This window comes from Polyangium sp. y55x31, assembly GCF_029946505.1.
Classification (GTDB): Bacteria; Myxococcota_A; Polyangia; order Polyangiales; family Polyangiaceae; genus Polyangium.
The window spans coordinates 66,102-89,670 of record NZ_JARZHG010000029.1 but is presented as its reverse complement, the minus strand read 5'-3'; the positions used below and the strand labels follow the sequence as shown (position 1 = coordinate 89,670).

Below are 23,569 nucleotides of genomic sequence, written 5' to 3'. Positions count from 1 at the left end.
GGCACTGCAGGATGGGGGCGCCGCTCCTTGCCCGCCCATTCCTGGAGGGCGCGCGGCGCAGAGCCCGGGCCTCATCGAGCGTGCGGAACGCTTGCGTTGACAGCCGGGGCGCCGCCCTTTAGATACCGGGAAATTCCGGACCGCACCCCCGGAGGACGAAGCAACCCCATGGCCACCTACATCACCGAAGATTGCATCAACTGCGGAGCTTGCGAGCCGGAGTGCCCCAACGAGGCGATCAGCGAGGGCGACGAGATCTACGTGATCGACCCCGAGCTCTGCACCGAGTGCGTGGGCTTCTACGATCACGAGGCCTGCCAGGCGGTTTGTCCGGTGGAGTGCTGCTTGCCCGACCCGAAGCGCGTGGAGACCGAGGAGGCGCTCATCTCCCGGGCGTCCCGCCTGCACCCGGACGACTCCGAGCTCAAGGGGCGGGTCGCCAAGAACGACTTCCCCTCCCGTTTCCGCAAGTAGCCACGAGGAGCGCCGCCCCCGAGGTGCATCCGCCCACGGCCCGCCCCATGCTTCGGCCGCTCGCCTTCGCGCTCTGCGCGCTGGGCTTGGGGGGTTGCGGCGGCGGCGCTCCCCTCCTTCATCCCGCACACGTCCTCTCGCCTGGCAAGGTCACGCTGGGCGCGGGTTTGTCCGGCCGGCCCGTCCTCGCGGAGCTCCCGAGCGCGCCCGGAACGGACGAGGCGCAGGTCGAAACCATGCTCCAGGAGCGCACGATCGCGCCTGCCGTCGCGCCGTGGGTGGGCGCCCGCGTCGGCATCACGGGCTCGAACGAGGCGGGCCTGACGTACTCGGGGCGGGCGGTTCGTCTGGACGGACGGCATGCGTTCACGTTGAGCAAGAGCGTCGCGCTCTCGATGGGGCTCGGCGGCGAGCTGCTCCTGTCTGGGCGTCCGGGCTCGGGCGGCCAGGCGGGCACGCTCCTCGGCGGGGGGCTCGACGTGCCGCTGCTCATCGGGTGGAAGAGCACGGGGGAGCTTTATTCGGGGTGGATCGGCCCGCGGGCGGGGATCTCGTGGGTGAGCGGGACGTATCCCTCCACGGAGCCGAATGCGACGAAGCCCCTCACATTCTCGGGCGATCACGTCCGGGTCGGGATGGTGGCCGGGCTCCGGCTCGGATTCCGTCACGTACACGTGGCCCTGGAGATCGGGGGCGACTGGCACACGGTCTCGGGCAGCTTGGGCGAAACGGACGTCTCGTTCGATCAGTTCTCGCTGACCCCGGCGGGCGCCCTGGTCGTAGGCTTCTGAGCCATTCGCGCGATTTTCGGCCGAGATTCAGGGGCAGCGGAGCGACCTCGGGCGAGGTGCTTGCCCGCCCCGAGGACCCGCCATAGACTGGCGATCATGCGCTCCTCGAACGTCCCGCTGCCCGCGCTCCTCGCCTCTCTCGGCGTCGTCGTGGGCGGTTGCTCGGCTCCCGTGGCCGAGGCCGACGACATCGCGAGCGCGACCGGGTCCACGACCGAGGCGATCGTCCTCGTCGAACGCAGCGCCGCCGAGGGGGAGTTCGTCCAGACGAACGTGTCGGCGAAGTTCATGCGGCTCGCGTCGGGCGCGGATCCCGAGGTGGCCGAGCGCGTGGTCGGCGGATCGTGGCTCGAGCTGCCGGCCGCGGGCGAGTGCGTGGCGCTCGCGCCGTTTGCCGCGGCGGAGGAGGCGGACGCGCTCTCCGCGCTCGGCTCGATCGAGCTGCTCGACGTGGGCGATCTGTCGATCCAGGCCGGGACGACGCGCATGCCGCTCGCGACGCGGGCGTTCCCGGACGTGGGAGCGTTCGTCTCGGGCGTGTTTTACACGTCGCGCGACGCGCAGAGTGATCTGCCGGCGCCCGCGCGGTACGTGCTCGAGAGCACGGGCTCGGGGACGCTGAATCCGTTCTCGATCGAGGCCGAGGCGCCGAGCGCGCCGGAGCGGGTTCGTCTTTTCGATACCGCGCTCGCCGAGGGCGTGGTCTTCGAGGAAGGGACGGCGGCGACGCTGCGGTGGAACGCGAGCGAAGCGCCGGCGGTTGGAGATCTCGTCTACGTGGATCTGACGGCGTCGAGCGGCACGGGCGTTCGTTGCACCTTCAACGATTCGGGCGAAGGCATGATCCCGGCTTCGGTGCTCGGCAAGAAGACCTGGGGCGCGCTGCCGGCGACGGTCGCGCTCTCGGTGCATCGCCTCCGCCAGGGAGGCTTCACGGCCGCGGGGATCGACGCGGGTGAGCTGCGGTTCGACCTGTCCGTCGTCGGCCGCGCGACGATCGCGCCTTCGTCGCCCTGACGAACGTTCGTCCGGGAAAACCAGCGGGGACCTTCTGATGAACCCCGACGAGCGCGAGACGGCAGAGCGTTCCCGGACGCACGCGGAGGCCTCACGCAGGCTGGAGGAGGCGTGTGATTTCGTCGGGGCGGCGCGGGAGGCGCTTCTCGCCGGGGACGCGCGGCGGGCCGCGAGGCTCGCGGCGCTCGGGGGGGATGACGCGACGGCGCGGGAGGCGATCGCGCGGATCGCGGAGCGGCTGCCGAGGGAGATCGCGCTCGCGTCGGCGTCGGATCTCCGGTCGCGAGGGTTTGGCACGTACGCAGGGGCGCTTTACGCGCGGATCGGCGAGCATGCGGAGGCGGCGGGCGCGTTCGTCGCGGCCGGCGAAGTGCTGCAAGCGGCCGAGAGCTTCGAGCGGGCGGGACAACCGGCCGAGGCGGCGCGCGCGCTCGAGAGTGCGCTGAGGCAGCGGCCGGATCAGGCGGCGCCGCGGCTCGCGCTGGGCGCGCTTCTGGCGCGGCACGGGCGGACCGAGGGGGCGATCAAGGCGCTGCAGCAGATCGACGTGGCCGCGCCGGAGCGGGCCGCGGCGCTGCCGCTGCTCGCGCGGTGCTTCGAGGAGGTCGGGCTCGCCGAGGCGGCGCGCGAGACGCGCGCGGAGATGGCGCGGCTCGGGGTGCGGGAAGAGCCGCCGACCAAGGATGCGACGAGGGAGCCGGCCCGGAAAAACGATCGGCGCGGCGGGGGCGTGGTTCTTTTCGGGCGATACGAGACGACGCGGGAGATCGCGTCGTCGGCGCACGCGCGGCTCGTCGAGGCGATCGATCGGATCAGCGGCGAGCGCGTCGCGGTGAAGATCTTCAGCGGGCTCGTCGAGGGCGCGGGGCGCGACGCGCTGCAACGCTTCGAACGCGAGGCGCGCGCGCTCGAACGGCTGCGCCATCCGAACGTGGTGCCGCTCCATCAGTACGTGCCCGAAGGGCCGGCGATGGTGCTCGCGTTCATGCGAGGCGGGTCGCTCGCGGACAAGATGCGCGAGGGGCCGATGGCGCCGGCGCGGGCCGTGGAGATCGCCTGCCTCCTGCTGTCGGCGCTCGGCGAGGCGCACCGGCTCGGGATCCTGCATCGCGATGTGAAGCCCGCGAACGTGCTCTTCGACGACGCGGGGACCGCGATGCTGTCGGACTTCGGCGCGGCGCACCTCGGCGACCTCTCCAGCACGGCGACGGCCGGCGCGATCGGCACGTATGCGTACATGTCGCCCGAGCAGAGGCTCGGTCGTCCCGCGGGGATCACGAGTGATCTCTACGCGGTGGGCGCCGTGCTTTACGAGCTGCTCACGGGTGAGCCGGCCGAGCCGACGCGCGGGCGTTTCCAGGGAGGAGCGCCGAGCGAGAAGAACCCGGAGCTCGGGCCGGAGCACGACGCAGCCGTGGCCGCGCTGCTCGCAGAGGAGCCGGATCGGAGGCCGGAAGACGCATTCGAAGCGCGGCGCGCGCTGTCGGCGCTGCGCTGGCCGGAGGCGCTGCCGAGGCGATGGACCGCGATGCAGGGAAGCGAACGGCCGGCCGCGCCGAGGGAAGGCGATCGCCTGGGACCACCGCTCGCGCTGGGCGATGGGCGCGACATGGCGAGCCTGCGCCACGATGCATGGCTCGATCGCGAGGTGCTCGTGATCCCGATGGACGAGGAGTCCCTCGCGCGGGCGCGCGCCTTCGCGCGGACCGGGCATCCCGCGCTGCCGACGGTGCTCCGCGTGGATCGAGCGGCGGGCGAGATCTGGGTCGCGCCGCCGCTCGGCAAGGCGCTCGCGGATGCGCCGCGTACGCTCGACCCGGCGGCGATCGCGCGGCTCGAGCAGGCGCTCGCGGCGCTCGCAGCCGTGGGCGGGGCGCACGGGTACGTCGACGCGCAACACCTGTACTGGTTCGACGGCGAGCTCGAGCTCGCCTGGCCGCGCAAGCCCGCGACGGACGCGGCGCAGCGAGACCTCGCCGCGATCGAGGCGCTCGCCCGCGGTACATCGCCGGCGCGCTGATCCGCGCGCGCTTCCTGCATCCACGTCCCGCACGGGTGCAGGGCGCCCACGCGGACCATGGAGCAGATTCCGATCCTTCGAGACCTCGCGATCATCTCGATCGTCGGTGTCCTCGTCGTCCTCGTGCTCGGCCGCGTACGTCTGCCCGTCGTGGCGGGGCTGCTCCTCGCAGGCGCGTTCATCGGTCCCACGGGCTTCGGGCTGCTCAGCGACGCGCATCGCATCCAGTCGCTCGCCGAGATCGGCGTCGTGCTCTTGCTCTTCGGCATCGGCCTCGAGTTCTCGCTCGAACGGCTGCGCCAGATCGCCAAGACCGTCACGATCGGCGGCTCGCTCCAGGTCGGCCTCACGATCCTCGCGTCGGTCCTCTGCGCGCGCCTCGCGGGGCAGCCGCTCTCCCGCGGGATCCTCTTCGGCTTTTTGTTCGCGCTCTCCAGCACCGCGCTCGTGCTGCGCACGCTCGCCGAGCGCGGCGAGGTCGACGCGCCGCACGGACGCTTCATCGTCGGCGCGCTGATCTTCCAGGACCTCTGCGTCGTGCCGATGGTGCTCGTGATCCCAATCCTCGCCGGCAAATCCGGCGGGGATCCCGCGCACGCTCTCCTGCTCGCGCTGGGCAAGGCGGCGCTGCTCGTGCTCGTCACGGTGGTCGTGGCTCGCTCGCTCGTCCCGAGGTTCTTCGCGCTCGTGGACCGCGCGCGGAGCCGCGAGCTCTTCCTCATGGCCGTGCTCGGCATCTGCCTCGCGACCGCGTTCTTCACGTCGCTCGCCGGCCTCTCGCTCGCGCTCGGCGCGTTCCTCGCGGGCATCCTGCTCGCGGGCAGCGAGTACGCGCACCGCGCGATCGGCGACGTCCTGCCGCTGCGCCACGCGTTCACGAGCTTGTTCTTCGTGTCGCTCGGCATGTTGCTCGACGCGCGCGTGCTGATCGACAAACCGCTCTCGGTCGGGCTGTACCTCGCCGCGTTCGTCATCGGCAAGGGGTTCATCGCGACGCTCTCGGCCCTGTCGATGCGTTTCCCCGCGCGCGTCGCGTGGCTCGCCGGCGTGGGGCTCGCGCAGTTCGGCGAGTTCGGCTTCGTGCTCGCGACGCTCGCCGAGCGGAACGGGCTCATCACGCCGAGCGAAGATCGAGCGCTCCTCGCGGCCGGCGTGATCAGCATGATGATCACGCCGCTCGCGATGCACGTCGCGCCGCGCGTGCGTGCGGGCGAGAAGATCCTGAAGCCGCTCGAACGCTTGCTCGGCGCGCGCGGCATCGACGAGCCCATGCCCGAGCACTCCGCGCTCTCGGAGCACGTGATCATCGTGGGCTACGGCGTCGCCGGGAAGATGCTGGCGCGCGCGCTCGCCGAGACGTCGGTGCCGTACCTCGTGCTCGAGCTGAACGCGGAGACCGTTCGCGCCGCGCGTGAAGCTGGCGAGCCCGCGTATTACGCGGACGTCACGAGCCCCGAGGCGCTCGCGAGCGCACGCGTCGAGCACGCCGCGGCGCTCGTGCTGCTCATCAACGACCCCGAGGCCACGCGCCGCGCCGTGGTCGCCGCCAAGCAGAGCGCGCCGAAGATCCCCGTGCTCGTACGCGCGCACTACATCGCTGCGGACCGCGCGCTCACCGAGCTCGGCGCCGAGGAGGTGGTGTTCGAGGAGCTCGAAGCGGGGCTCGAGATGATCGCGCGTGTGCTGCGCCGGCGCGGCATCCCGCGGAACGTGATCATCGAGCGTGTGAACGTCGCGCGCCGCGAGAGCAAGGCTCTCTTCGTCCGGAAGCAGACGCTGCAGCGGCCCACGCTCGCGGCGCTGCCCGAGCTCGGCGAGCTCAAGGTGGAGACGTTCCTCGTGCGGCGCGGATCCTTCGCGTACGGCAGGAGCCCGCTCGACCTCGATCTGCGTCGCAAGACCGGCGCGAGCCTCGTGGCGATACGCAGGGGCGGTTCCCTCTGCGAGGACGTCGCCGCGAGCGCGCCGTTCCGCGAGAACGACGTGCTCTACCTCGTCGGCAAGCTCGTCGCGATCGAGAGCGCGGTGCGGCTGCTCGACGAGGGCGACTAGTCGGAGAGCTCAGGCCGCCTTGCGCCGGCGTCGACGCTCACGCACGAAGCGCACGAGCGCGCGCACCCCGACGCCCGCGCCGAACAACAAGCCGAGCGACGAGGGGACGCCGGCCGCCCACACGACGATCGGGATCGGCGGCCGCGTCGGGCACGTCGAGCGCATCGCGAAGCGGCACGCGTTCATCTGGTCGATCTCGTCGCGCGCGGCCGTGGTCTCGGGCGTCTCGGGCAGCGCGCGCATCGCCGCCGATGCGAGCAGCCACGACGCGAGCGCTTCCCGATCGGCCGAGGCGTCCTGCGGCACCTGGTTCTTCAAGGCCGCCGCGAGCGCGCGCGCCCGGGCCGTCGGCTCGAGCTCCGCGAACGCCGCCGCGTAGGCCGACGCGACCTTGCTCGACATGCGCCCGAGGCAACTCACGGCCCGATCCTCGGCCGGCCGCAGGTACACGGTGTTGCCGTCGGGCGTCACGTGGGGGATCGAGCCCGTGACGGGCTCGTCGCGCGAGAGCAAACGCCGCGCGGTGAGCACGCACGGCGGCAAGCGCGGAGGCGGGCGCAACCACACCGCTGCGTAGTTCCGATACGACACGAGCGCGGCCGCGAAGCCGAGCGCGGAAATCACGAGGAGCGCGGCGATCACGACGCGCGCGCGACGCCCCCGCGCAGGCTCGGCCGAAGTGGAGTCGGTCGCGCTCATGGGCAACGCTTTTGATCGGCTACGTCCGGCCTGTCAACCGCCGAGCGCCTCGCCGGAGGTCTGCGCGACCTTCGCCCAGACCGAAGCCGCTTGCGGCTGGCCCATCGCCGCCGACAGGTACGCGAGAAAGCGCGCGCTGGCTTGCTCGGCCCGCCGATCGGACGCCTCGCGGGCACGCGCGAGCGCCGTCAGCGTCTCGAGGAGCGCCCGATCCATGTCGCCCGCCGACGCGAGCGCGATGCCGTACGACAAGAGCGCCCGCGTATGCGCCCGCGGCGAGCTCGACGCCGCCACCGCTTCCTTCAGCTTGCGCAGACCCTCGCCGGGCTCGCCGCGCGCGAGCAGGACGAACGCGCTCATCCGCTCGACGAGCGCGTCGTGCTCTCCCGTCACGCGGAGCCGCACGAGGATGTCGTCCAGCGTCTCGATGTCGCCCTCGACGAGCGCCTGGCGCAAAAGCTTCGACAGCCGCTCCGCCATCACCACGGGGTCCTCGACCGCCTCGGGATCCTCGCCGAGCGCCTCGACCGCCTCCGCCACCGAGGCCTTGCCCGGCGGCCCGAACCCCGCGACGCCCTCGCCTCCCGCGCCGAGGCTGTCGGGCGAGAGCGATCCGAGCGACGACGGCGGGTGCGGATCGGACGCGCGCATCGGACCGCCCTCCCCCATCGCCGCTTCGATCATCGACGCGATCGAGATCTCCTCGGCGCGCGGGTCGACGAGCAGCTCGCCCTCGTCCGAGAGCTCCGGCACTTGCACGTCCGGATCGAGGCTACGCGCCTCGTCGATCAGCGCCGCCGCCATCCTCCGCAGGCCCGCGCCTGCCGCTGCGAGCGCCGCCTCCGCCGCGAGCACCGCCGCCGACGCCCGCTCCCCCGCGACGGCCGCGTGATACGCCGGCTCCGCGAGCCCGAGCGGACCCACGTTCTGCTCGAGCACGCGCCCGGCCATGCGATGCCATAGCTCGCGCGTGCCGTCGTCGAGCAGCCCGATCAGCGCGCGCGCCGTCGTCCTCGACGCGATCGCGAGCCACCCTTCTTCCGGCCGATACGCCCATCCCGCGCCGCAGAGCGCATCCTCCACGACCGCCACGCGCGCGCCCGCGCCGGCCATCAACGTCGAGACCGCGTCCACGATCTCGTTCGGCGCATCCGCGCCGAGCAGCGCGACGCCCACGAGCGCCGCGCGCTCCCCCGGTTCGAGCCACGTCGCGCGCCGCGCGATCCACTCGTGTGCCGGCAAAGGTGCGCCGCGACCGCTCGTGCGATCCCGCGGCTCGGCCATGTCGCCGGCCCACCGCAGCTCGCCCGTCGAGAGCCCCTCCGCGAGCGCCTCGCGGATCCCGAGCGGCATCCCTTGCCCACGACGCGCCCACAGCGAAGCGGCTTCCTGCGTGATCGCACCTCCGCAGAACGCACGCGCGAGCTCGACGGCCGCCTCTTTCGGCAGCGGACCCAGCGTCACCTCCGCGACCACGGGGATCGACGAGAGCACCTCGGGGAGCGCCTCCTCCACGTCGATCCGCACGACCGATCGGAAAAACCCCGGCGGCGGGATCGCCTGCGACACCACCTCCAGCGTCGCGAGATCGATCGACGTCGCGTCGTCGACCGTGAGCAACCCCGATCGCCCGTCCACCGGCGCGAGCCACGCATCCACGAGCTCCGCGGCGCGCTGGACGTTGATGCCTTCTCCCGACAGGAGCTTGTCGAGCGCCGCGGCGAGCGCCTCCGGCAGCTCGGGCGGCGCTTCCCGCGCGAGCGACCGCGCGAACGCGTTGCGCAGCGCTCCGAGCGGCTCGCGTGGCAAGAACGTCGGCGCGATCCGCAGAGACCGCGGCGGCGCGAGCCTGTGCGCGAGCTCCTGGAGCAGACGCGTCCCGCCCGCGCCCGGCGCGGCGCGCAAGAGACCTGCACACCCGAGCGGCACCGAGAGCTTGCGTAGCTCCTCCTCGCGCCCGACGAGCTCCGGCGCGGCCACGAGCTTGTGCACGTTCGCCAGCGTGTCGCCACGCAGCGGCGCGTAGATGTCGAGCCGGAGGCCGCGCACGATCGATCCATCCGCCGCGCGCCCTCGGCGCAGGCCCGCGGTCACGAGGTCGCCGGATTGCACCGCCGCGACGTCCGGATCGAGCAGCACGTCCCCGGGACGCGCGATCGCCGCGAGCCGCTCCGCGCGAAGGAGCGCCTTGCCCCACGCGAGACCACCCGGCGTCCCGAGCGCTTGCATCTCGCCCTGCGCGATGCCGATCCGCAAGGGCTCGCCGTCCTGCGCTTCCGCCACCTGTTCGAGCGTGAACCCGAGCGCCTCGTCGAGCGCCTCGGCGGCGAAGTCGAAGCTATACGCCCCGCCGCTCCACGCGCACAGCGCGCCTCCATGAGCCTCTGCGCGCTTTCGGATCGAAGCCGATCTCTCGAGATACCCCGATCCGGAGCTCGCCAAAGAGCCAGTCGGCTCGTGGAAGCTCACCACGATACGTTCCGCCACGCGCGCATCGTCTCTCATCGCGCCCGGCAGTCAAAGGGGTTCTTCAGCCGAAAATGATGAACCCGAGCTTCGTGAGCACGAAGTCCGCGATGAGGATCGAGATCGATACGCCCACTACGGCCCGCGTCGTCGACTGCCCCACGCCCTCGGTGCCGCCGCGCGTGATCATGCCGAAGTGACAGCCCACGAGCGCGATGATCGCGCCGAAGAACGGGCACTTCATGAGGCCCATCCAGAAGTCGCGGAAGTTCATCGAGCCGAGCGCGGAGCGCAGGAAAAACCCCCACGGGATGCCGAACTGCCAGTCGCAGATGATCATCGCGCCCGAGAAGCCGATCACGAGCGCCAGCGCCCCGAGCACCGGCATCACGATCACGCACGAGATCAGCCGCGGCAGAACGAGCTTCTTCATCGGGTCCGCCCCGAGCGCGCGGATCGCGTCGATCTGCTCCGTCACGGCCATCGAGCCCACCTCGGCCGCGATGCCCGAGCCGATCCGACCTCCCACGATCACCGCCGTCAGCGTCGGCGCGAGCTCACGCGAGAACGACAACCCGATCACGCGGCCCGTGTACTCCATGCCGCCGAACTTCTGCAGGCCGAAGGCGAACTGCACCGCCATGACCATGCCCGTGAAGAGCGCCGTCGCGCACGCGATGCCGAGCGATCGGATGCCGAGCTGCTCCATCTGGTAGATCGTCGATTGGAGCTCGAACGGTCTCTGGAACATCGCCGCGAACGTCTCGCGCGTCATCCGCCCGATCTGCCCGAGGTGCACGAGGAAGTTCGCCGCCCGCTGCGCGAGCTTCGAGAAGAACGGCGGCTCCGGCGGCAGCCCCGGCAGCGACTTCGGCTTCTGCGACTCCACGCCCGCGGTCTGGCTACTCATCGGCCGGCACCGTGGCGAAACCCTTGACGAATTCGCGGAACGGCCCGACCGCGGCCGCAAACCCCGCGGGATCGGCGATGCAGTAGAGGTCGTACACGCAGCCGTCCTTCTTCAGCACCCACACGTCGAACTGCCGCGGCACGCCGTCGAGCTTCGCCGTCACCACCGTGTGCAGCGCCTCCCGCCCGTCGAACGGCACGACCTCCTCGACCTCGACCTCGCGCTCGGTGAACTGCAAGAACAGGTGCTGCACGAGCGAGCGGAGCGGCACGTCCTCGCCGTCCACCTTGCAACGACCCGAGGCCGCGATCATCGCGTCGTTCGCCGTGTCCTCGAACGCGAGCGCCTCGCCGTCGAGCTCGATCCGTTTCCACGTCGAGGGCGGCGTCGGCACGCGGAAGGCGTAGCCGCGCCCTCGGTACACCGAGCCCGTGAAGTTCGGGCCGCCGCATGCGCCAATCCCGAAGAGCGCGAGGCAGAGGCCGAGCACGAGCGCTCGGGGGCGACGAAAGGGCATTCCCATCGCGCGGGCGAACCTAACACGCCAAAGGGAGCGTCTCCGGCGGAAACCGACGACCTGACCATGCTGTGACAGACTGCGTAGTCCGTTTCTCACCAGCCCCAAGGGTCCCGGCCCTGTGGCCGTCGCGGCGGCGGCGGGGCGCCGTAAGGCGGACCGTAGGGGGACCTCGGTCTTTGGGCGGGCGGGCGGAACCGGGTCCAGCGGTCGTGCTCACGTGGAGGCTTGTCGCGCATGAACACGCGGATGAGCAGCGCGCCCGCGACGAACCCGCCGAGGTGCGCGAAGAACGCGACCCCGCTGCCCGTGCCGCCGAGCGAGCCGAGCCCGCTGAAGAGGTTCACCACGAAGTACTCGAGGATGATCACCCAGGCCGGCAGCTCGAAGAAGAGCCCGAAAAAGAGCCAGAGCGGGAGGATTGGGTTCAGCACCGTGATCGGCGAGCGCGGATAGAGCGACCCGTACGCCGCGAGCACGCCCGAGATCGCGCCCGAAGCGCCCACCATGGGCACGACGGACGAGGGGTTCACCACCACCTGCGCGGCCGCCGCGCAGAGGCCGCAGAGGACGTAGAAGAGCGCGTAACGCCGGCTGCCGATGGCGTCCTCGACGTTGTCGCCGAAGATCCAGAGGTAGAGCATGTTGCCGCCGAGGTGCGCCCACCCGGACGGGTCGTGCATGAACATGCTCGAGAACAGCGACGGCAGGGCGGCGATCGGCTCCTGCACGAGCCGCGCGGGCACGAGGCCGTACTGCATGAGCAGCTCGTAGGCCCTCACCTCGGCCCCGCGCGGGCCGGCCACCGAGAGGAGCGCCTGCGTCCACACGAAGACGCAGACGTTCACGATGATGATCAGCCAGTTGACGTAGGGTGGACGCCGAGCCGGCAGGCGGTCTCGAAGGGGCAACATGGCGGAACTGCCTTACCATGCGCATGCCATGCCGGCCCTTCAAGGACACGAGGGTCCACGTTTCCCCCTCGTGACAGGCGTGGACCGTGCTGGTAGACGGTGAACGCGATGCCTCCGATCGGCCTACGCCTCCATGACACGATGACCGGCAAGCTGACCCAGCTGGTCCCCAAAAGGGCCGGCGAGGTACGCGTCTACTGCTGCGGCCCCACCGTCTACGACGTCGCGCACGTCGGCCACGCCCGCGCCGCGCTCGCCCCGGACGTGCTCGTGCGGCACCTGCGCAGCCAAGGCGTACGCGTCGTCTATACGCGCAACATCACCGACGTCGACGACAAGATCCTCGCGCGCTCCCGGGACAACGGCGAGACACCGCTCGATCTCTCGGCCCGCATGACGGCGCTCTACCAGGAGGACATCCGCGCGCTCGGCTGCCAGGACCCGGACCACGAGCCGCGCGTCTCCGACTCGATCGGCGACATCATCCGCATCATCGAGACGCTGATCCAGAACGGCAACGCGTACGTCGTCGACATGCCGAACGGCTCGAAGGACGTCTACTACGCGGTCCGCTCCTTCGCGCAGTACGGCAAGCTCTCGCACCGGCACATCGAGGATCTCTGCTCGGGCGCGCGTGTCGAGGTCTCCGAGCAGAAGCACGACCCGCTCGATTTCGCGCTCTGGAAGGGCGCGGGCGACTGCACGTGGGGCTGGGACAGCCCCTGGGGGAAGGGCCGCCCCGGCTGGCACATCGAGTGCTCGGCGATGAGCGAGCGCTACCTCGGTTACGGCTTCGACGTGCACTGCGGCGGGATGGACCTCATTTTCCCGCACCACGAGAACGAGATCGCGCAGAGCGAGGCCGCGCATCCGGGCGAAGGCCCGTTCTGCTCGCTCTGGATCCACAACGGCTTCGTCAACGTCGACAAGGAGAAGATGGCGAAGTCGCTCGGCAACTTCGTCACGATCCGCGACGTCTACCAGCGCAACGACCCCGAGGCGCTCAGGTACTTCCTGCTCACGGTGCACTACCGCGGCCCGATCGCCTTCGAGACGGAGAAGCGCGCCGATGGGCGCGTCGTCTTCCCGGGCATCATGGAGGCGGAGCGGCGGGTCGATTACCTCTACCACACGCTCGGCCGGCTCGGCTCGCTCGCCGAGCTCTCGAAGGGCGCCTCGGGCGGCGACGACGCGCCGGCGCCGACGATGCGTTTGCCGAAGGAGATGGCGCCGATGATGGACCTCGCCTCGGCGGCGCGTGGCAAGGTCGACGCGGCGCTCGACGACGACATGAACACGCCGGTCGCGCTGGCGGTCGTGGGCGAGCTCGCGCGGGCGGGCAACGAGCTCGTCGACCTCGCGCAGAAGCGCCGCAAGGACCCGGAGATCGCGAAGGCGGCGCCGCTCGTGGCGAAGATGCTGGCGCGCGCGCTCTGGTCGTCGGTCGAGCCGCTCGGCATCTTGCAGACGCCGATGGACGTCTACCGCACGCGCACGCAGGCGCGGCGGCTGTCGATCCTGGGCAAGACGGCGGAGGAGATCACGGCGCGGCTCGAGGAGCGGCGGCAGGCGCGGCAGGCGAAGGACTTCGCGCTGGGCGACGCGATCCGCAAGGAGCTCGAGGAGCTCGGGATCGAGATAGCGGACAACCCGACCGGGACGACCTGGCGCCTCGGCGTGTAGCGCTCTCGTCCACGCTTGGGGCTCCGGAACGCCTTCGGCGTCCTACGCCCCAAACCCCCCCACCTTTCCCACCGACCCCCCGTGACGTAGCCAGATCCGGGATTTACCCTTCCCCCGGCCCATGGCTCGCGACCTTTACTCCGTGCTCGGCGTCGCCCGGGACGCTGACGAAGACACCATCAAAAAAGCTTTCCGCAAGCTCGCCGTCCAGTACCACCCGGACAAGGCGCCGGGGAAGGCGAACGAAGCGAAGTTCAAGGAGATCAACCGCGCCTACGAGGTGCTGTCGGACAAGCAGAAGCGTTCGCTCTACGACGAGTTCGGCGAGGACAGCCTGCAACAGGGCTTCGACCCGGAGCGCGCGCGCTTCGTGCGCCAGTACGGCGGCGGCCGCGGCCGAGCCGGCGGGGCCGGCGGCGGCGCTCCGTTCAACGTCGAGGAGATCTTCGGCGGCGGCGGCGGAGGCGGCGGCGTGCCCGGCGATTTCGGCGACCTCTTCGGCGACATGTTCGGCCGGATCCGCGGGGGCGGCGCTCGCGGCGCACGCGCGGCGCGAAAGGGTCAGGACGTCGAGAGCGAGGTGACGATCGATTTCGTGTCGGCGGTGAAGGGCACGACGGTGCAGCTCCAGCGCGAGGGCGAGGAGCCGATGACGGTGCGCATTCCTGCGGGCGCGAACGAAGGCAGCCGCATTCGTGTCCCTGGGCAGGGCGCGCCTGGCATGGGCGGCGGACCCGCGGGGGATTTGCTTTTGACGATCCACGTGACGCCGCACCCGCTGTTCAAGCGCGAGGGCGACGACCTGCGCCTCGACGTGCCCGTGAGCATCGGGGAAGCGTATTTCGGCGGAAAGGTCAAAGTGCCGACGCCGGACGGCGAGGTGACGCTGAAGGTCCCGGCGCACACGCAGAGCGGGCAGGTGCTGCGTCTCAAAGGAAAAGGCGTGGCGCGAAAAGGGAAAGAGGCGGGGGATCTTTACGTGCGGTTTTTGATCCATGTCCGCACGGAGGAGGATCCACGCGTGGCCGAGGCGGTGAAGGAGCTGGATTTGCCGGGGGAGGAATTGCGGAGGGAGTTGCGGTTTTAGGGCGACTCCACGCGCCGGCCATTCAGAGCGACCGAACGTTGCTGGTCCACGCGAGCCCGCGGCGGTCGTCGTACGACCACCGCCGGGAGGCTCGGAGGAGCGACGGCGCGGCCTCCTCCCTCGATCAAACGTATTGCGACCAGAGCTGGAACTTGCTCTTCGGCCCCCCGCACTTCGGACAAACCCAGGTATCAGGGAGCTTCGCGAACAACGTCCGAGGGGGGATGTTGAACTCGGGGTGGCCGAAGTATTCCTCGAACATGAAATAACACTTCGGGGTCATGCACTCGAACCTGTGATACGTGGGTTCTGCCATGCCCAGAGGGGTAACATGGCACCGGCGGCGCTGCCATCCGCGTCGGTTTGCGGCGGGGCAGGGTAGAATGCCCACCGTGTGCCTCGCCGCCCTCCTCGCCCTCGCGTGCTGTCCCCGGTGCCCCGGTTGCCTCGAGAGGCGGCGAGCATGGTAAAACCCTTTCCATGCTCCGTCACCTCCTCGCCTCGGCCTCCCTCCTCTCCTTGCTCACCCTCGCCGGCTGCGACGAATGCGCCGAAATCGATTGCGCATGCCCGCAGGGCACCATCGTCGTGACCGTCGTCGACGCGACCACGAAGGAGGCGCTCTTCGACGCCACGGTCGCCATCGGCAACGACGCCTGCGCGGAGCATTCATCGGAGCACTACTGCTTTGTCCCCGCCGGGACCTATTCGGTGCAGGTCTCCGCGCCGGGGTATGCCCCGAAGACCGTCTCGATCGTATTGTCCGAGCCGCAGGGAGACGGCTGCTGCGTCTGCGGGGGACGCGTCGATCAGACGGTCGAGCTCACGCCGATGCCTTGAGCGCCTGCGCGGACAGCGCCGACGTGGACCTCGGCAAGATATCCCCCCGCCCGACGCCGCCCCGTCGCTGCGGCTTCCATGATTCACGCTTACCGACCGCGCCCCCTTCCGTTTTCGGAAGCACTCCGGCTAACATCCCCCCGCCCGCTCCCCACCCACGACGAGGAGGCGACGATGCTTGCCGGACGCATGATGGACTTTCCCCTCACCCTGACGCATTTCCTCGAACGCGCGCGCACGTTCTTCGGCCGCAACGAGATCGTCTCGCGCCGCCCGGACAAGACCCTCGTCCGCGCCACCTACGGAGACTTCTACCGCCGCACCGCGAAGCTCGCGAACGCCCTCGCGCGCCTCGGGGTTCGCCCGGGCGATCGGGTCGCCACCCTCTCGTGGAATCACCAGCACCACCTCGAGGTCTACCTCGGCGTGCCGGCCATGGGCGCCGTCATCCACACGTTGAACCTGAGGCTCCACCCGAACGAGCTCGGCTACATTGCCAATCACGCCGAGGACAAGGTCGTCGTCGTCGACCGCTCGCTCCTGCCGCTCTGGCGCAAGTTCGCCGATCAGGTCCGCTCGGTCCGGCACGTCATCGTCGTCCCCGACTGCCCCGCGCAAGGCGAGGCGACGAGCGCCGAGATCGATTACGAGGAGCTCATCGCCCCCGAAAAAGACGAATATGCCTGGCCCACGCTCGACGAGCGCAGCGCCGCGATGATCTGTTACACCTCGGGCACCACGGGCAACCCCAAGGGCGTCGTCTACAGCCATCGCTCGACCGTCCTCCACACGCTCGTCGTGTGCAATGCCGACACCATCGGCGTCCGCGAGGCCGACACGGTCCTGCCCGTCGTGCCCATGTTCCACGCCGCCGCTTGGGGCCTGCCGTATGCGGCGATCATGGCCGGCTCCAAGATCGTTTTTCCGGGCCCGCACCTCGACCCGCCGAGCCTGCTCGACCTCATCGCCGCCGAGAAGGTCACCATTGCCGCGGGCGTGCCCACGATATGGCTCGGCATCCTCCAGCTCCTCGATCAGCACCCCGGCAAGTGGGACCTCTCGGCGATCCGCTCCACGGTCATCGGCGGCTCGGCCGCGCCGCCGGCCCTCATCGAGGGCTTCAAGTCGCGGCACGGGATCGACGTCACGCACGCCTGGGGAATGACCGAGACGAACCCCGTCGGCACGCTCGCGCGGGTCAAGCATAGTTTGTCCCACACGGACGATGCCGCGAAGCTCGGGTGTAAAGCCTCGCAGGGGTATGCCGTGCCGTTCGTCGAGCAGCGGCACGTCGGCGAGGACGGCCAGATCCTCCCGTGGGACGGCGAGACCATGGGCGAGCTCGAGGTGCGCGGCCCCTGGGTCGCCTCCTCGTATTTCGGCGGCGAGGGCCCCGATCGGTTCACCGAGGATGGGTGGTTCAAGACGGGCGACGTCGTCACGATCGATCGCGAGGGTTACCTCCGCATCACGGATCGCTCGAAGGACGTCATCAAATCGGGCGGCGAATGGATCAGCTCGGTCGCGCTGGAGAACGCGCTCATGAGCCACCCGGCCGTGCTCGAAGCGGCCGTCTTCGCGGCGCGGCACCCGAAATGGACCGAGCGGCCCCTCGCGGCGATCGTGCTCAAGGAGGGCAAGACCGCCACGCGAGAGGAGCTCAATGCCCACATCGAGGCGAAATTCGCCAAATTCTGGCTCCCGGACGATTACGTCTTCATGGCGCAGATCCCGCGCACCTCGACCGGCAAGTTCCTGAAGACGAAGCTCCGCGAGCTCTACGGCGACCACCTCGAAAAGAACGGCGCCGCGGAGTAACACTTGCGCATGCGTCCCTTCCTGCCCCTCGCGCTCGCCCTCGTCGCTTGCGGTGGAGCTCCGCCCCAGGAGAGCACGGCCGTCCATGTCGCGACGGCGAGCGCCTCGCATGCATCCACCCGGGCGCTCGTCGCCGAGCCGCTTCGGGATCCCGAGCCGTGCACGCGCGCTGCCGAGCTCGTGCGGATCGAGCGCGTGCCCGAGGCCGAAAACGAGATCAGGATGACCCCGGATCCCGGCTCCGGCGAGAAGTCGATCCACTTCACGGGCTCGCTGAACGACGACCGCTTTCCCGACCTCATCGTCTACTTCAACGATACCTGTGGCAGCACGCATGAATGCATGCGCGGCGTTTACCTCGGCTGCGGCGAGGGAGAATACCTCCCCGTATGGGGTCCCGAATACGCCTTCGATCTGAAGGTCACCGACACCGAGACGGCGAATGGCTATCGCCTGATCCAGCACATCTCACGAGCGGGCGAATTCGAGGCGATCGTGGACGATCTCCACTTCGACGGACAATCGTACCAGCCCGTGCCGCAAGAGATGCCTCCCCGCCCCTAAGCCACGCTCTCCACCTCGTACACCTTCGTCCCCTGCGGCGTCGGCACCTCCGCTTCGTCCCCCTCCGACAAACCCATCAATGCCGCGCCGAGTGGGCTCGTCGGCGTCACCACCTGCACCTCGGTCCCGCCCACCTTCACACGTTGCCCGCCCGCCGCGGGGAGCACGAAGCAGACGAGCTTCGCTCCCCGGTGCACCAAGGTCACGAGCGCCGTCGCTGCGATCCCGTCCCCCGGCGCAAACGCGCGCACATGGATCGAGCCCAAAAGCGCGAGCGAGCGTTCGAGCTCCCGCGCTCGCTCGGCCTGGCCCCGCGCGATGTAGGACGCCTCGGTCGAGCGCATGTCCTTGTCGTTTTCGGGCTTGTTCTCTTCGTGGGACGCGGCTGCGGCCGCCTCCTGGGCGATCCGCGCCATCGTGGCGAGCTCGTCCCCGAGCCGCGTACGAAACTCCTTCAGGAGTGCCTGTTTGTCGACCTGCACATCGCCTCCGTAGACGCCCCATCAAGCCACGGACGCCCCACCCCCCGCAAGCGTCACGCGGTACACGACGCCCCATTTCTCCGCCGTACCCTCCACGTCGTCGATCACCGGCACCCGGTACCGCGTGATCTCCTCGATCCCCTCGTTCGGCAGATACGCGCGACCCGGATCCCCGAGCAGCACCGTCCTCCCCTCGCCTGCCCGCGCACGGAGCCACGGCAAAACCACACGCGTCATCGCCGCGTCGTAACAAACGTCGCCCGCCAGCACCACCTCGGCCGCCTCGGCCCAGGCGGGCAAACGCGCCCGATCGAGCAGGTCCTCCACGTGCGCCTCCACGGCTGCGCCCCCGTCCTCCGCGTTCATCGTGATCGCCACGGCCGCCAGCGGATCCGTATCCACCGCGACCACCCGGAGCGCCCCCGCGCGCGCCGCCGCGATCGCGCAAAGCCCTGATCCGGAGGCCAGATCGAGCACGACCTTGCCCCGCACGAGCTCCGGCCGATCGAGCAAGAGCCGCGCGATCGCTTGCCCGCCGGACCAGGCGAACGCCCAGAATGGTGGCTCGATCCCGTGCGTCCGGAGAAACGCCTCGGTGGCGCGCCAGAGCGGCGTCACCTCCGTCGCGAGCCGGAGCCGGATCTCGGGCAGGAGCGGCGGCGCGCACGGCGCCGTGTTTTCCTCGATGAATCGCCTCGCCTCGGCCTCGCGCATGGACGCGCGCGAGCGTACTCGATGCTTGACGCCCGCGCGGAAAAAAGGTCAGTAGGGGGCCGATGTGGGCAAACGCTCGTCCTGCCATTTACGCCGTCCTGGGTCTTTTTGCCGCGGCTTGCGCGCCCGCGAAGCCTGCGGAGAGCGCGGGCAGCGCGTCGCCCACGGTCTCGGTCGCGCAGGCCGAGCCGAGCGGTGAGCCGGTCGGGCCCGACGTGACGAGCCCCGGCGATCAGTTCGAGCTTTCGATCGGGGGCAAGGTCTACTCCGTGGCCGATGGCAAGCCGTTCGAGGTGCAGATCGGCGGCGAGCGCTTCGAGGCGACGATCCGATCGAAGCAGGTCCTGCAATACCAGGGGAGCGGGATCTCCTTCCGGTATCCGAAAGAAATGACCCTGGAGGAGGAGAAAGCCCAGGGCGTTTCGAGCGTCACGGTCGAGGCGGCCGATTCGACGTTCCTGATGATCCAGGTCTATTCGGTCGACGTCGATCCGGCCACGCTGAGCCAGTCGCTCGTGGATGGCATCGAGAAGGAGATGAGCTCGCGCGGAGGCCAGTTTCACCCGGGCAGCGGCACCACCGTGACCCGCCGCCTGCGTGGTGAGAACGTCGAGGGTACGCGGCTCGAGTTCACGCTCGCGAAAGAGTCGATGCGGACCGAGATCTACGTCCTGCGCAAGGGCAAGCTCACCATTTCGGTGTTGATCCAGCGCTCGGATGACGACGCGATCATGGCCGAGCGACGCTTCAAGGTGATCACGGACTCGCTCCGGTGAGCTTGACAAGCGGCGCGTCGTGCGAGAGACCGAGGCGCCCGTGAGCGACCCCGTCAACGCTCGGGGCTCCGGGTCGCCAAAGGCGCCCTTCGCCCCGAACCCCTCCCCGAACGAGGCCTCGAAAAAAGCCGCGCCGCGCTCGCTCGTGCGGCTCGCCGTGCGCCTCGTGGGCCCGGTCCTGCTCGTGGTCGTGCTCCTGCGCGTGCGCGACGCGCGCGCCGCTTGGGATGCGCTCGCGACGGCCTCGCTCCTGCCGCTCGGGCTCGCATTCGTGCTGAACGCGGCGAGCTACTGGCTCAAGATCATCCGCTCCGACGTCCTGCTCTCGGCGCGCGGCTACGACTATCCACGCAAGCGCGCCTGGCTCGGCTTCCTCTCGTCGGTCTTCGTCGGCATGTTCACGCCGGGCCGCGTGGGCGACGTGCTGCGCGCGCAATACTTCCGCCACGACCTCGGGATGCCTTATTCCGAAGGGATCGCGGTCGTCGTGGTCGACCGGCTCTGCGACCTCTACGTGCTCGTCGGGTTCGTGGCCGTCGGCGTGGCGCGATGGAGCTCGGTCGTCGTCGGTGATCTCGCGTTCTTCACGTGGGGCGGCGTGCTGCTCACGGCGCTCGGTCCGCTCGTGCTCTTCGTCCCCTCGTTCGCGCAGACGGCGATGCGCGCGCTTTACAAGAAAATGCCCGGCGACCCCACGGGCGAGGGGTTTGATCGTTTTCTCCTGGCCCTGCGCGCCCAGCGCCCGCGGCACCTCGCGTCGGCCGTGGTGCTGACGCTCCTCGCGTTCGGCGTGAATTACGTCCAGGGGTATCTGATCGCGCAATCGCTGCACTTCGACCTCGCGTTCTACGACGTCGTCTGCCTGCTCGCGGTGGCGAGCTTGCTCGGCCTTTTGCCGATCTCGGTCTCGGGCCTCGGCGTGCGCGAGTTCTTTTTTTCGGTGGTCTTCCCGGCGCTCGGCCTCCCCGGGGACGCGGGCTTGATCTATGGGCTCGTGGTGTTCCTCGTGATCTACGTGGGCGTGGCGGCGATGGGGTTTGTCGGGTGGTACCTGGCGCCGCCGCCGTTCGGGGACAAACCCGAGCGCTCCGCGGCCGGGGCGGAGCGCTGACCGCCCGGGCGGGATGTGGTAGGATCCAGGCATGAACGCGTTTCCGGCGCGCAAGCAGGACGAAGAGGAGCGGAACTCGCCCGAGGTCGAGGCGGCGTTCGAAGCGGTGCCGGCGGAGCAGATCGCCGAGATCATCGACGGCGAGCTCCACGTGCAGCCGCGTCCGCGGTCCACGCACGGGGTTGCCGCGTGGCAGCTCAGCTCTTCGCTTGGCCCGTTCCGCCCTCGCGGCGATGGACCGGGGGGCTGGGTCTTCGTATACGAGCCGGAGCTACACCTCGGCCCGCGGCCGGACAAGCTCGTGCCGGATCTCGCGGGCTGGCGCCGAGAGCGTATGCCCGAGTTGCCGGACGTGCCGGCGCTGACGCTCCCGCCCGACTGGGTCTGCGAGGTGCTCTCGCCCAGCACGCAGGCGCTGGACCGCGGCAAGAAAATGCGAATCTACCGACGCGAGGGAGTCGAATTCCTTTGGTTCGTCGACCCCGCAGCGCAGACGGTCGAAGTGTTCCGGCTCGACAATGGCCGCTGGACGCACCTCGATACCTACGAAGGTGACATTCGTGCGCGGCTCGAGCCTTTCGAGGCCATCGAAATCGACATCGGCGCGCTCTGGGCCCGGTGAAGTGAACGAACCCCAATCCCCCCGGCTCACCGTCTCCGGCCCCGACGCGATCCTCCTCGCCTGGATCACCGCGGCCGTCACGAATGCGATCACCATCGCGCGGTCCTTCGCCTTGCCGCCGCGCCTCGTCACGCGCGTCCTGCATCACGCCTTCGACACGGGCCAATTCCTCGCCCTCGGCCTCGCCTCCGCCGGCCTCGTGGGCCTCTACGTTCGTTTTGGCCGCGCGCGCCCGCGCACGTCCGCCGCCGTGCTCGTCGTGCTTTGCCTCGCCCTCGGGGCCCTCGTCTTGCCCTCGGACCTCGCGACGGCCACCGAACGCCATGCCTCGGGCCACGCCGCCTGGGTCCAGCCTGCGCTGCTCGTCCTCTCCGTCTCGCTCCTCGCGCTCACCGTCCCCCTCGCCGTCCTGCTCGGCCGCCTCGCGGCTCGCCCCTATCTCCGCTGGCTCGCCGTCGCCGCCGCCGCCGCCCTCCTCTCGGCGAACCCCGTCCTCCTCCAGGGCGATTATGCCGGCGCGCGCCTCTTCGTCGCTTTTGCCGCCGTGGCCCTCTTCGCCGCCGCCCTCGCCGGCGCCGCCTTGCCTGCGCGCCTCGTTCCTTTCATCGCTCGATTGCACCCCCTCCGCGCCCCTTTCCTCGCTGTCGCCTCGCTCGCCGCGGCCACCTCGATCGTCGTCGCCCCGCGGCCCACCGTGGCCCTGGCCCTGCAAAGCCCGAGCGGCTCGCTCCTCCCGCCGTTCCTCGGGCCCCTCCACGAGGACGCGATCGCCGACGACGCCCCCGTGCCCCCCGAAATGGCCCCGTGGTTCGTCGACCGCAAGGCCGCGCCGCCCGTCCCGCCGAGCGCGCCCGCGGTTTTACCCCCCAATCCTGCCGTTTTCCTCTTCAGCATCGATTGCCTCCGGAACGACCTCCTCGCGTCCGGCAAGTACGACGACAAACTCCCCACCCTCGCCTCCCTGCGAAACCAGGGCGTCTACTTCCGCAACGCCCGCTCGCCCGGGGCGCAGACCGTCTACAGCCTCTCGGCCCTCTTCGCCGGCACCTACTTCTCGCAGCAATACTGGACCCCTTCGACCGGCGACGTCCTCGGCCTCTGGCCCGAGAACGACCCGGCCCCGCGTTTCCCCGAGCTGCTCCGCGCCCAGGGCGTCACCACCGTCACCTTCGCCGGCGCGCCCTGGCTCGTGAATCGTTATGGCATCGTGCGGGGTTTTTCGGAAGAGACCTTCGTCCGCCCCGTCGGCAACCATTTCACCCTCGCCAAGCACCTCGTCGACGTGGCCCTCCGCCGCCTCACGGCCACGCGCGGCGAACCGTTTTTCCTGTACATCCATTTCCTCGACGCGCACGCCCCGTACGACCTCGCCGGCCCGACCGGCACCGAGCTCGAGCGCTACCTCGGCGAGCTCGCCATCGTCGACGCCGAGATCGGCCGCCTCCTCCGCGTGATCGAGGCCTCCCCGCTCTCGGCCCGCGCCGCCTTCGTGATCACGAGCGACCACGGCGAGGCCTTCGGCGAGCACGGCCAGTACCGCCACGCGAACTCCCTCTACGACGAGCTCTTGCGCGTCCCGCTCCTCGTCCAGGGAAAAACCCTCGCGCCGCGCGTCGTCGACGAGCCCGTCACGATCGTCGACCTCGGCCCGACGATCCTCGACCTCTTCGGCGCCGCCACCCCCAGCACCTTCATGGGCCAGAGCCTCGTGCCGTTCCTGCGCGGCGAGAGCCCCACGCTCACGCGCCCGATCCTCGCCGAGACCCGCATGAAACGCGCCCTCGTCCTGCGCGACGGCACGAAGGTCATGGTCGACGATCGCAGCCGCACCCTGGAGCTCTACGACCTCTCGTCCGATCCGGGCGAGACGCAGAGCCTCGCGGACGACCCGACGCGCCTCGTGCCCCCGCTCTCGATCCTGCGCCGCTTCCTCGCCACGCACACCTTGCGCCGCGAGGGCTACGTGACCCCCTATCGACGGTGAGCCCCGCTTGACGCCGCCCTCGCGGGCA

Annotated in this window: 22 protein-coding genes; 14 read left to right on the top strand and 8 right to left on the bottom strand. The window is 70.2% G+C overall.

Features of this window, described 5'->3' with window-relative positions:
* Positions 1–168: 168 nt before the first annotated feature.
* The 5 genes from QHF84_RS35995 (at position 169) to QHF84_RS35975 (ending at position 6,354) form a co-directional block, all read left to right on the top strand.
* Complete coding sequence (locus QHF84_RS35995; RefSeq protein ID WP_281318055.1) at positions 169–474, top strand: YfhL family 4Fe-4S dicluster ferredoxin; 306 nt, start codon at positions 169–171, stop codon at positions 472–474.
* Between the two features lie 47 nt (positions 475–521).
* The gene (locus tag QHF84_RS35990; RefSeq protein ID WP_281318054.1) at positions 522–1,265 is read left to right on the top strand and encodes a hypothetical protein; all 744 of its coding nucleotides are present in this window, start codon (positions 522–524) and stop codon (positions 1,263–1,265) included.
* A 96-nt stretch (positions 1,266–1,361) separates the two neighbouring features.
* Entirely contained in the window at positions 1,362–2,282 is a 921-nt protein-coding gene (locus QHF84_RS35985; RefSeq protein ID WP_281318053.1) for a hypothetical protein, read from the top strand.
* A gap of 37 nt (positions 2,283–2,319) precedes the next feature.
* Complete coding sequence (locus tag QHF84_RS35980; protein ID WP_281318052.1) at positions 2,320–4,302, top strand: protein kinase; 1,983 nt, start codon at positions 2,320–2,322, stop codon at positions 4,300–4,302.
* A gap of 57 nt (positions 4,303–4,359) precedes the next feature.
* The gene (locus QHF84_RS35975) at positions 4,360–6,354 is read left to right on the top strand and encodes a cation:proton antiporter (protein ID WP_281318051.1); all 1,995 of its coding nucleotides are present in this window, start codon (positions 4,360–4,362) and stop codon (positions 6,352–6,354) included.
* Positions 6,355–6,363: 9 nt separating this feature from the next.
* On the opposite strand, the gene QHF84_RS35970 is transcribed toward QHF84_RS35975, so the two are convergent.
* From QHF84_RS35970 to QHF84_RS35950, 5 genes are all read right to left on the bottom strand, one after another.
* A complete protein-coding gene (locus tag QHF84_RS35970; protein ID WP_281318050.1) occupies positions 6,364–7,053 on the bottom strand; it encodes a hypothetical protein in 690 nt (229 codons plus the stop codon).
* Between the two features lie 33 nt (positions 7,054–7,086).
* A complete protein-coding gene (locus QHF84_RS35965) occupies positions 7,087–9,540 on the bottom strand; it encodes a hypothetical protein (RefSeq protein WP_281318049.1) in 2,454 nt (817 codons plus the stop codon).
* 43 nt (positions 9,541–9,583) lie between these two features.
* Entirely contained in the window at positions 9,584–10,429 is an 846-nt protein-coding gene (locus tag QHF84_RS35960) for an ABC transporter permease (protein ID WP_281318048.1), read from the bottom strand.
* Complete coding sequence (locus QHF84_RS35955) at positions 10,422–10,952, bottom strand: hypothetical protein (RefSeq protein WP_281318047.1); 531 nt, start codon at positions 10,950–10,952, stop codon at positions 10,422–10,424. Before QHF84_RS35955 ends, QHF84_RS35960 begins: the two co-directional genes overlap by 8 nt.
* Positions 10,953–11,041: 89 nt before the next feature.
* Positions 11,042–11,860 carry a rhomboid family intramembrane serine protease gene (locus QHF84_RS35950; protein WP_281318046.1) on the bottom strand — a complete coding sequence of 273 codons (819 nt, stop codon included), beginning with the start codon at positions 11,858–11,860 and terminating at the stop codon, positions 11,042–11,044.
* 108 nt (positions 11,861–11,968) lie between these two features.
* On the opposite strand from QHF84_RS35950, the gene cysS reads away from it, so the two are divergent.
* Together cysS and QHF84_RS35940 are read left to right on the top strand one after the other, a co-directional pair.
* Positions 11,969–13,543 (top strand): cysteine--tRNA ligase, encoded by a 1,575-nt coding sequence (gene cysS, locus QHF84_RS35945; RefSeq protein WP_281318045.1) that lies wholly within the window; start codon positions 11,969–11,971, stop codon positions 13,541–13,543.
* Positions 13,544–13,664: 121 nt separating this feature from the next.
* On the top strand, positions 13,665–14,630 hold the full coding sequence (locus tag QHF84_RS35940; protein ID WP_281318044.1) for a DnaJ C-terminal domain-containing protein: 966 nt from the start codon (positions 13,665–13,667) through the stop codon (positions 14,628–14,630).
* A 124-nt stretch (positions 14,631–14,754) separates the two neighbouring features.
* Here the strand turns inward: QHF84_RS35940 and QHF84_RS35935 are convergent, their stop codons facing one another.
* On the bottom strand, positions 14,755–14,946 hold the full coding sequence (locus tag QHF84_RS35935) for a rubredoxin (RefSeq protein ID WP_281318043.1): 192 nt from the start codon (positions 14,944–14,946) through the stop codon (positions 14,755–14,757).
* Positions 14,947–15,110: 164 nt separating this feature from the next.
* On the opposite strand from QHF84_RS35935, the gene QHF84_RS35930 reads away from it, so the two are divergent.
* From QHF84_RS35930 to QHF84_RS35920, 3 genes are all read left to right on the top strand, one after another.
* Positions 15,111–15,470 carry a carboxypeptidase-like regulatory domain-containing protein gene (locus QHF84_RS35930; protein WP_281318042.1) on the top strand — a complete coding sequence of 120 codons (360 nt, stop codon included), beginning with the start codon at positions 15,111–15,113 and terminating at the stop codon, positions 15,468–15,470.
* Positions 15,471–15,644: 174 nt separating this feature from the next.
* Positions 15,645–17,288 (top strand): long-chain fatty acid--CoA ligase, encoded by a 1,644-nt coding sequence (locus QHF84_RS35925; RefSeq protein WP_281318041.1) that lies wholly within the window; start codon positions 15,645–15,647, stop codon positions 17,286–17,288.
* A gap of 9 nt (positions 17,289–17,297) precedes the next feature.
* The gene (locus QHF84_RS35920; protein ID WP_281318040.1) at positions 17,298–17,852 is read left to right on the top strand and encodes a hypothetical protein; all 555 of its coding nucleotides are present in this window, start codon (positions 17,298–17,300) and stop codon (positions 17,850–17,852) included.
* On the opposite strand, the gene QHF84_RS35915 is transcribed toward QHF84_RS35920, so the two are convergent.
* Complete coding sequence (locus tag QHF84_RS35915) at positions 17,849–18,334, bottom strand: GreA/GreB family elongation factor (RefSeq protein ID WP_281318039.1); 486 nt, start codon at positions 18,332–18,334, stop codon at positions 17,849–17,851. The genes QHF84_RS35920 and QHF84_RS35915 overlap by 4 nt on opposite strands.
* A gap of 21 nt (positions 18,335–18,355) precedes the next feature.
* Positions 18,356–19,048, bottom strand: coding sequence for a 50S ribosomal protein L11 methyltransferase (locus QHF84_RS35910; RefSeq protein WP_281318038.1), 693 nt, complete (start codon positions 19,046–19,048; stop codon positions 18,356–18,358).
* Between the two features lie 62 nt (positions 19,049–19,110).
* On the opposite strand from QHF84_RS35910, the gene QHF84_RS35905 reads away from it, so the two are divergent.
* From QHF84_RS35905 to QHF84_RS35890, 4 genes are read left to right on the top strand one after another with little or no spacing between them, the layout of a single operon-like run.
* Positions 19,111–19,824: a hypothetical protein gene (locus QHF84_RS35905; protein ID WP_281318037.1), complete on the top strand. Its 714-nt coding sequence runs from the start codon at positions 19,111–19,113 to the stop codon at positions 19,822–19,824.
* A 40-nt stretch (positions 19,825–19,864) separates the two neighbouring features.
* Positions 19,865–20,935, top strand: coding sequence for a lysylphosphatidylglycerol synthase transmembrane domain-containing protein (locus QHF84_RS35900; protein ID WP_281318036.1), 1,071 nt, complete (start codon positions 19,865–19,867; stop codon positions 20,933–20,935).
* A gap of 31 nt (positions 20,936–20,966) precedes the next feature.
* Positions 20,967–21,557, top strand: a complete 591-nt coding sequence (locus QHF84_RS35895) for a Uma2 family endonuclease (protein ID WP_281318035.1) — start codon at positions 20,967–20,969, stop codon at positions 21,555–21,557.
* Between the two features lies 1 nt (position 21,558).
* Positions 21,559–23,541 (top strand): sulfatase, encoded by a 1,983-nt coding sequence (locus QHF84_RS35890; RefSeq protein WP_281318034.1) that lies wholly within the window; start codon positions 21,559–21,561, stop codon positions 23,539–23,541.
* The last annotated feature ends 28 nt before the right edge of the window (positions 23,542–23,569 follow it).

Coding starts and splice junctions, on each gene's coding strand:
- QHF84_RS35995 (WP_281318055.1), top strand. CDS start 169: ATGGCCACCTACATCACCGAAGATTGCATCAACTGCGGAGCTTGCGAG.
- QHF84_RS35990 (WP_281318054.1), top strand. CDS start 522: ATGCTTCGGCCGCTCGCCTTCGCGCTCTGCGCGCTGGGCTTGGGGGGT.
- QHF84_RS35985 (WP_281318053.1), top strand. CDS start 1,362: ATGCGCTCCTCGAACGTCCCGCTGCCCGCGCTCCTCGCCTCTCTCGGC.
- QHF84_RS35980 (WP_281318052.1), top strand. CDS start 2,320: ATGAACCCCGACGAGCGCGAGACGGCAGAGCGTTCCCGGACGCACGCG.
- QHF84_RS35975 (WP_281318051.1), top strand. CDS start 4,360: ATGGAGCAGATTCCGATCCTTCGAGACCTCGCGATCATCTCGATCGTC.
- QHF84_RS35970 (WP_281318050.1), bottom strand. CDS start 7,053: ATGAGCGCGACCGACTCCACTTCGGCCGAGCCTGCGCGGGGGCGTCGC.
- QHF84_RS35960 (WP_281318048.1), bottom strand. CDS start 10,429: ATGAGTAGCCAGACCGCGGGCGTGGAGTCGCAGAAGCCGAAGTCGCTG.
- QHF84_RS35955 (WP_281318047.1), bottom strand. CDS start 10,952: ATGGGAATGCCCTTTCGTCGCCCCCGAGCGCTCGTGCTCGGCCTCTGC.
- QHF84_RS35950 (WP_281318046.1), bottom strand. CDS start 11,860: ATGTTGCCCCTTCGAGACCGCCTGCCGGCTCGGCGTCCACCCTACGTC.
- cysS (WP_281318045.1), top strand. CDS start 11,969: ATGCCTCCGATCGGCCTACGCCTCCATGACACGATGACCGGCAAGCTG.
- QHF84_RS35940 (WP_281318044.1), top strand. CDS start 13,665: ATGGCTCGCGACCTTTACTCCGTGCTCGGCGTCGCCCGGGACGCTGAC.
- QHF84_RS35935 (WP_281318043.1), bottom strand. CDS start 14,946: ATGGCAGAACCCACGTATCACAGGTTCGAGTGCATGACCCCGAAGTGT.
- QHF84_RS35930 (WP_281318042.1), top strand. CDS start 15,111: ATGCTCCGTCACCTCCTCGCCTCGGCCTCCCTCCTCTCCTTGCTCACC.
- QHF84_RS35925 (WP_281318041.1), top strand. CDS start 15,645: ATGCTTGCCGGACGCATGATGGACTTTCCCCTCACCCTGACGCATTTC.
- QHF84_RS35920 (WP_281318040.1), top strand. CDS start 17,298: ATGCGTCCCTTCCTGCCCCTCGCGCTCGCCCTCGTCGCTTGCGGTGGA.
- QHF84_RS35910 (WP_281318038.1), bottom strand. CDS start 19,048: ATGCGCGAGGCCGAGGCGAGGCGATTCATCGAGGAAAACACGGCGCCG.
- QHF84_RS35905 (WP_281318037.1), top strand. CDS start 19,111: ATGTGGGCAAACGCTCGTCCTGCCATTTACGCCGTCCTGGGTCTTTTT.
- QHF84_RS35895 (WP_281318035.1), top strand. CDS start 20,967: ATGAACGCGTTTCCGGCGCGCAAGCAGGACGAAGAGGAGCGGAACTCG.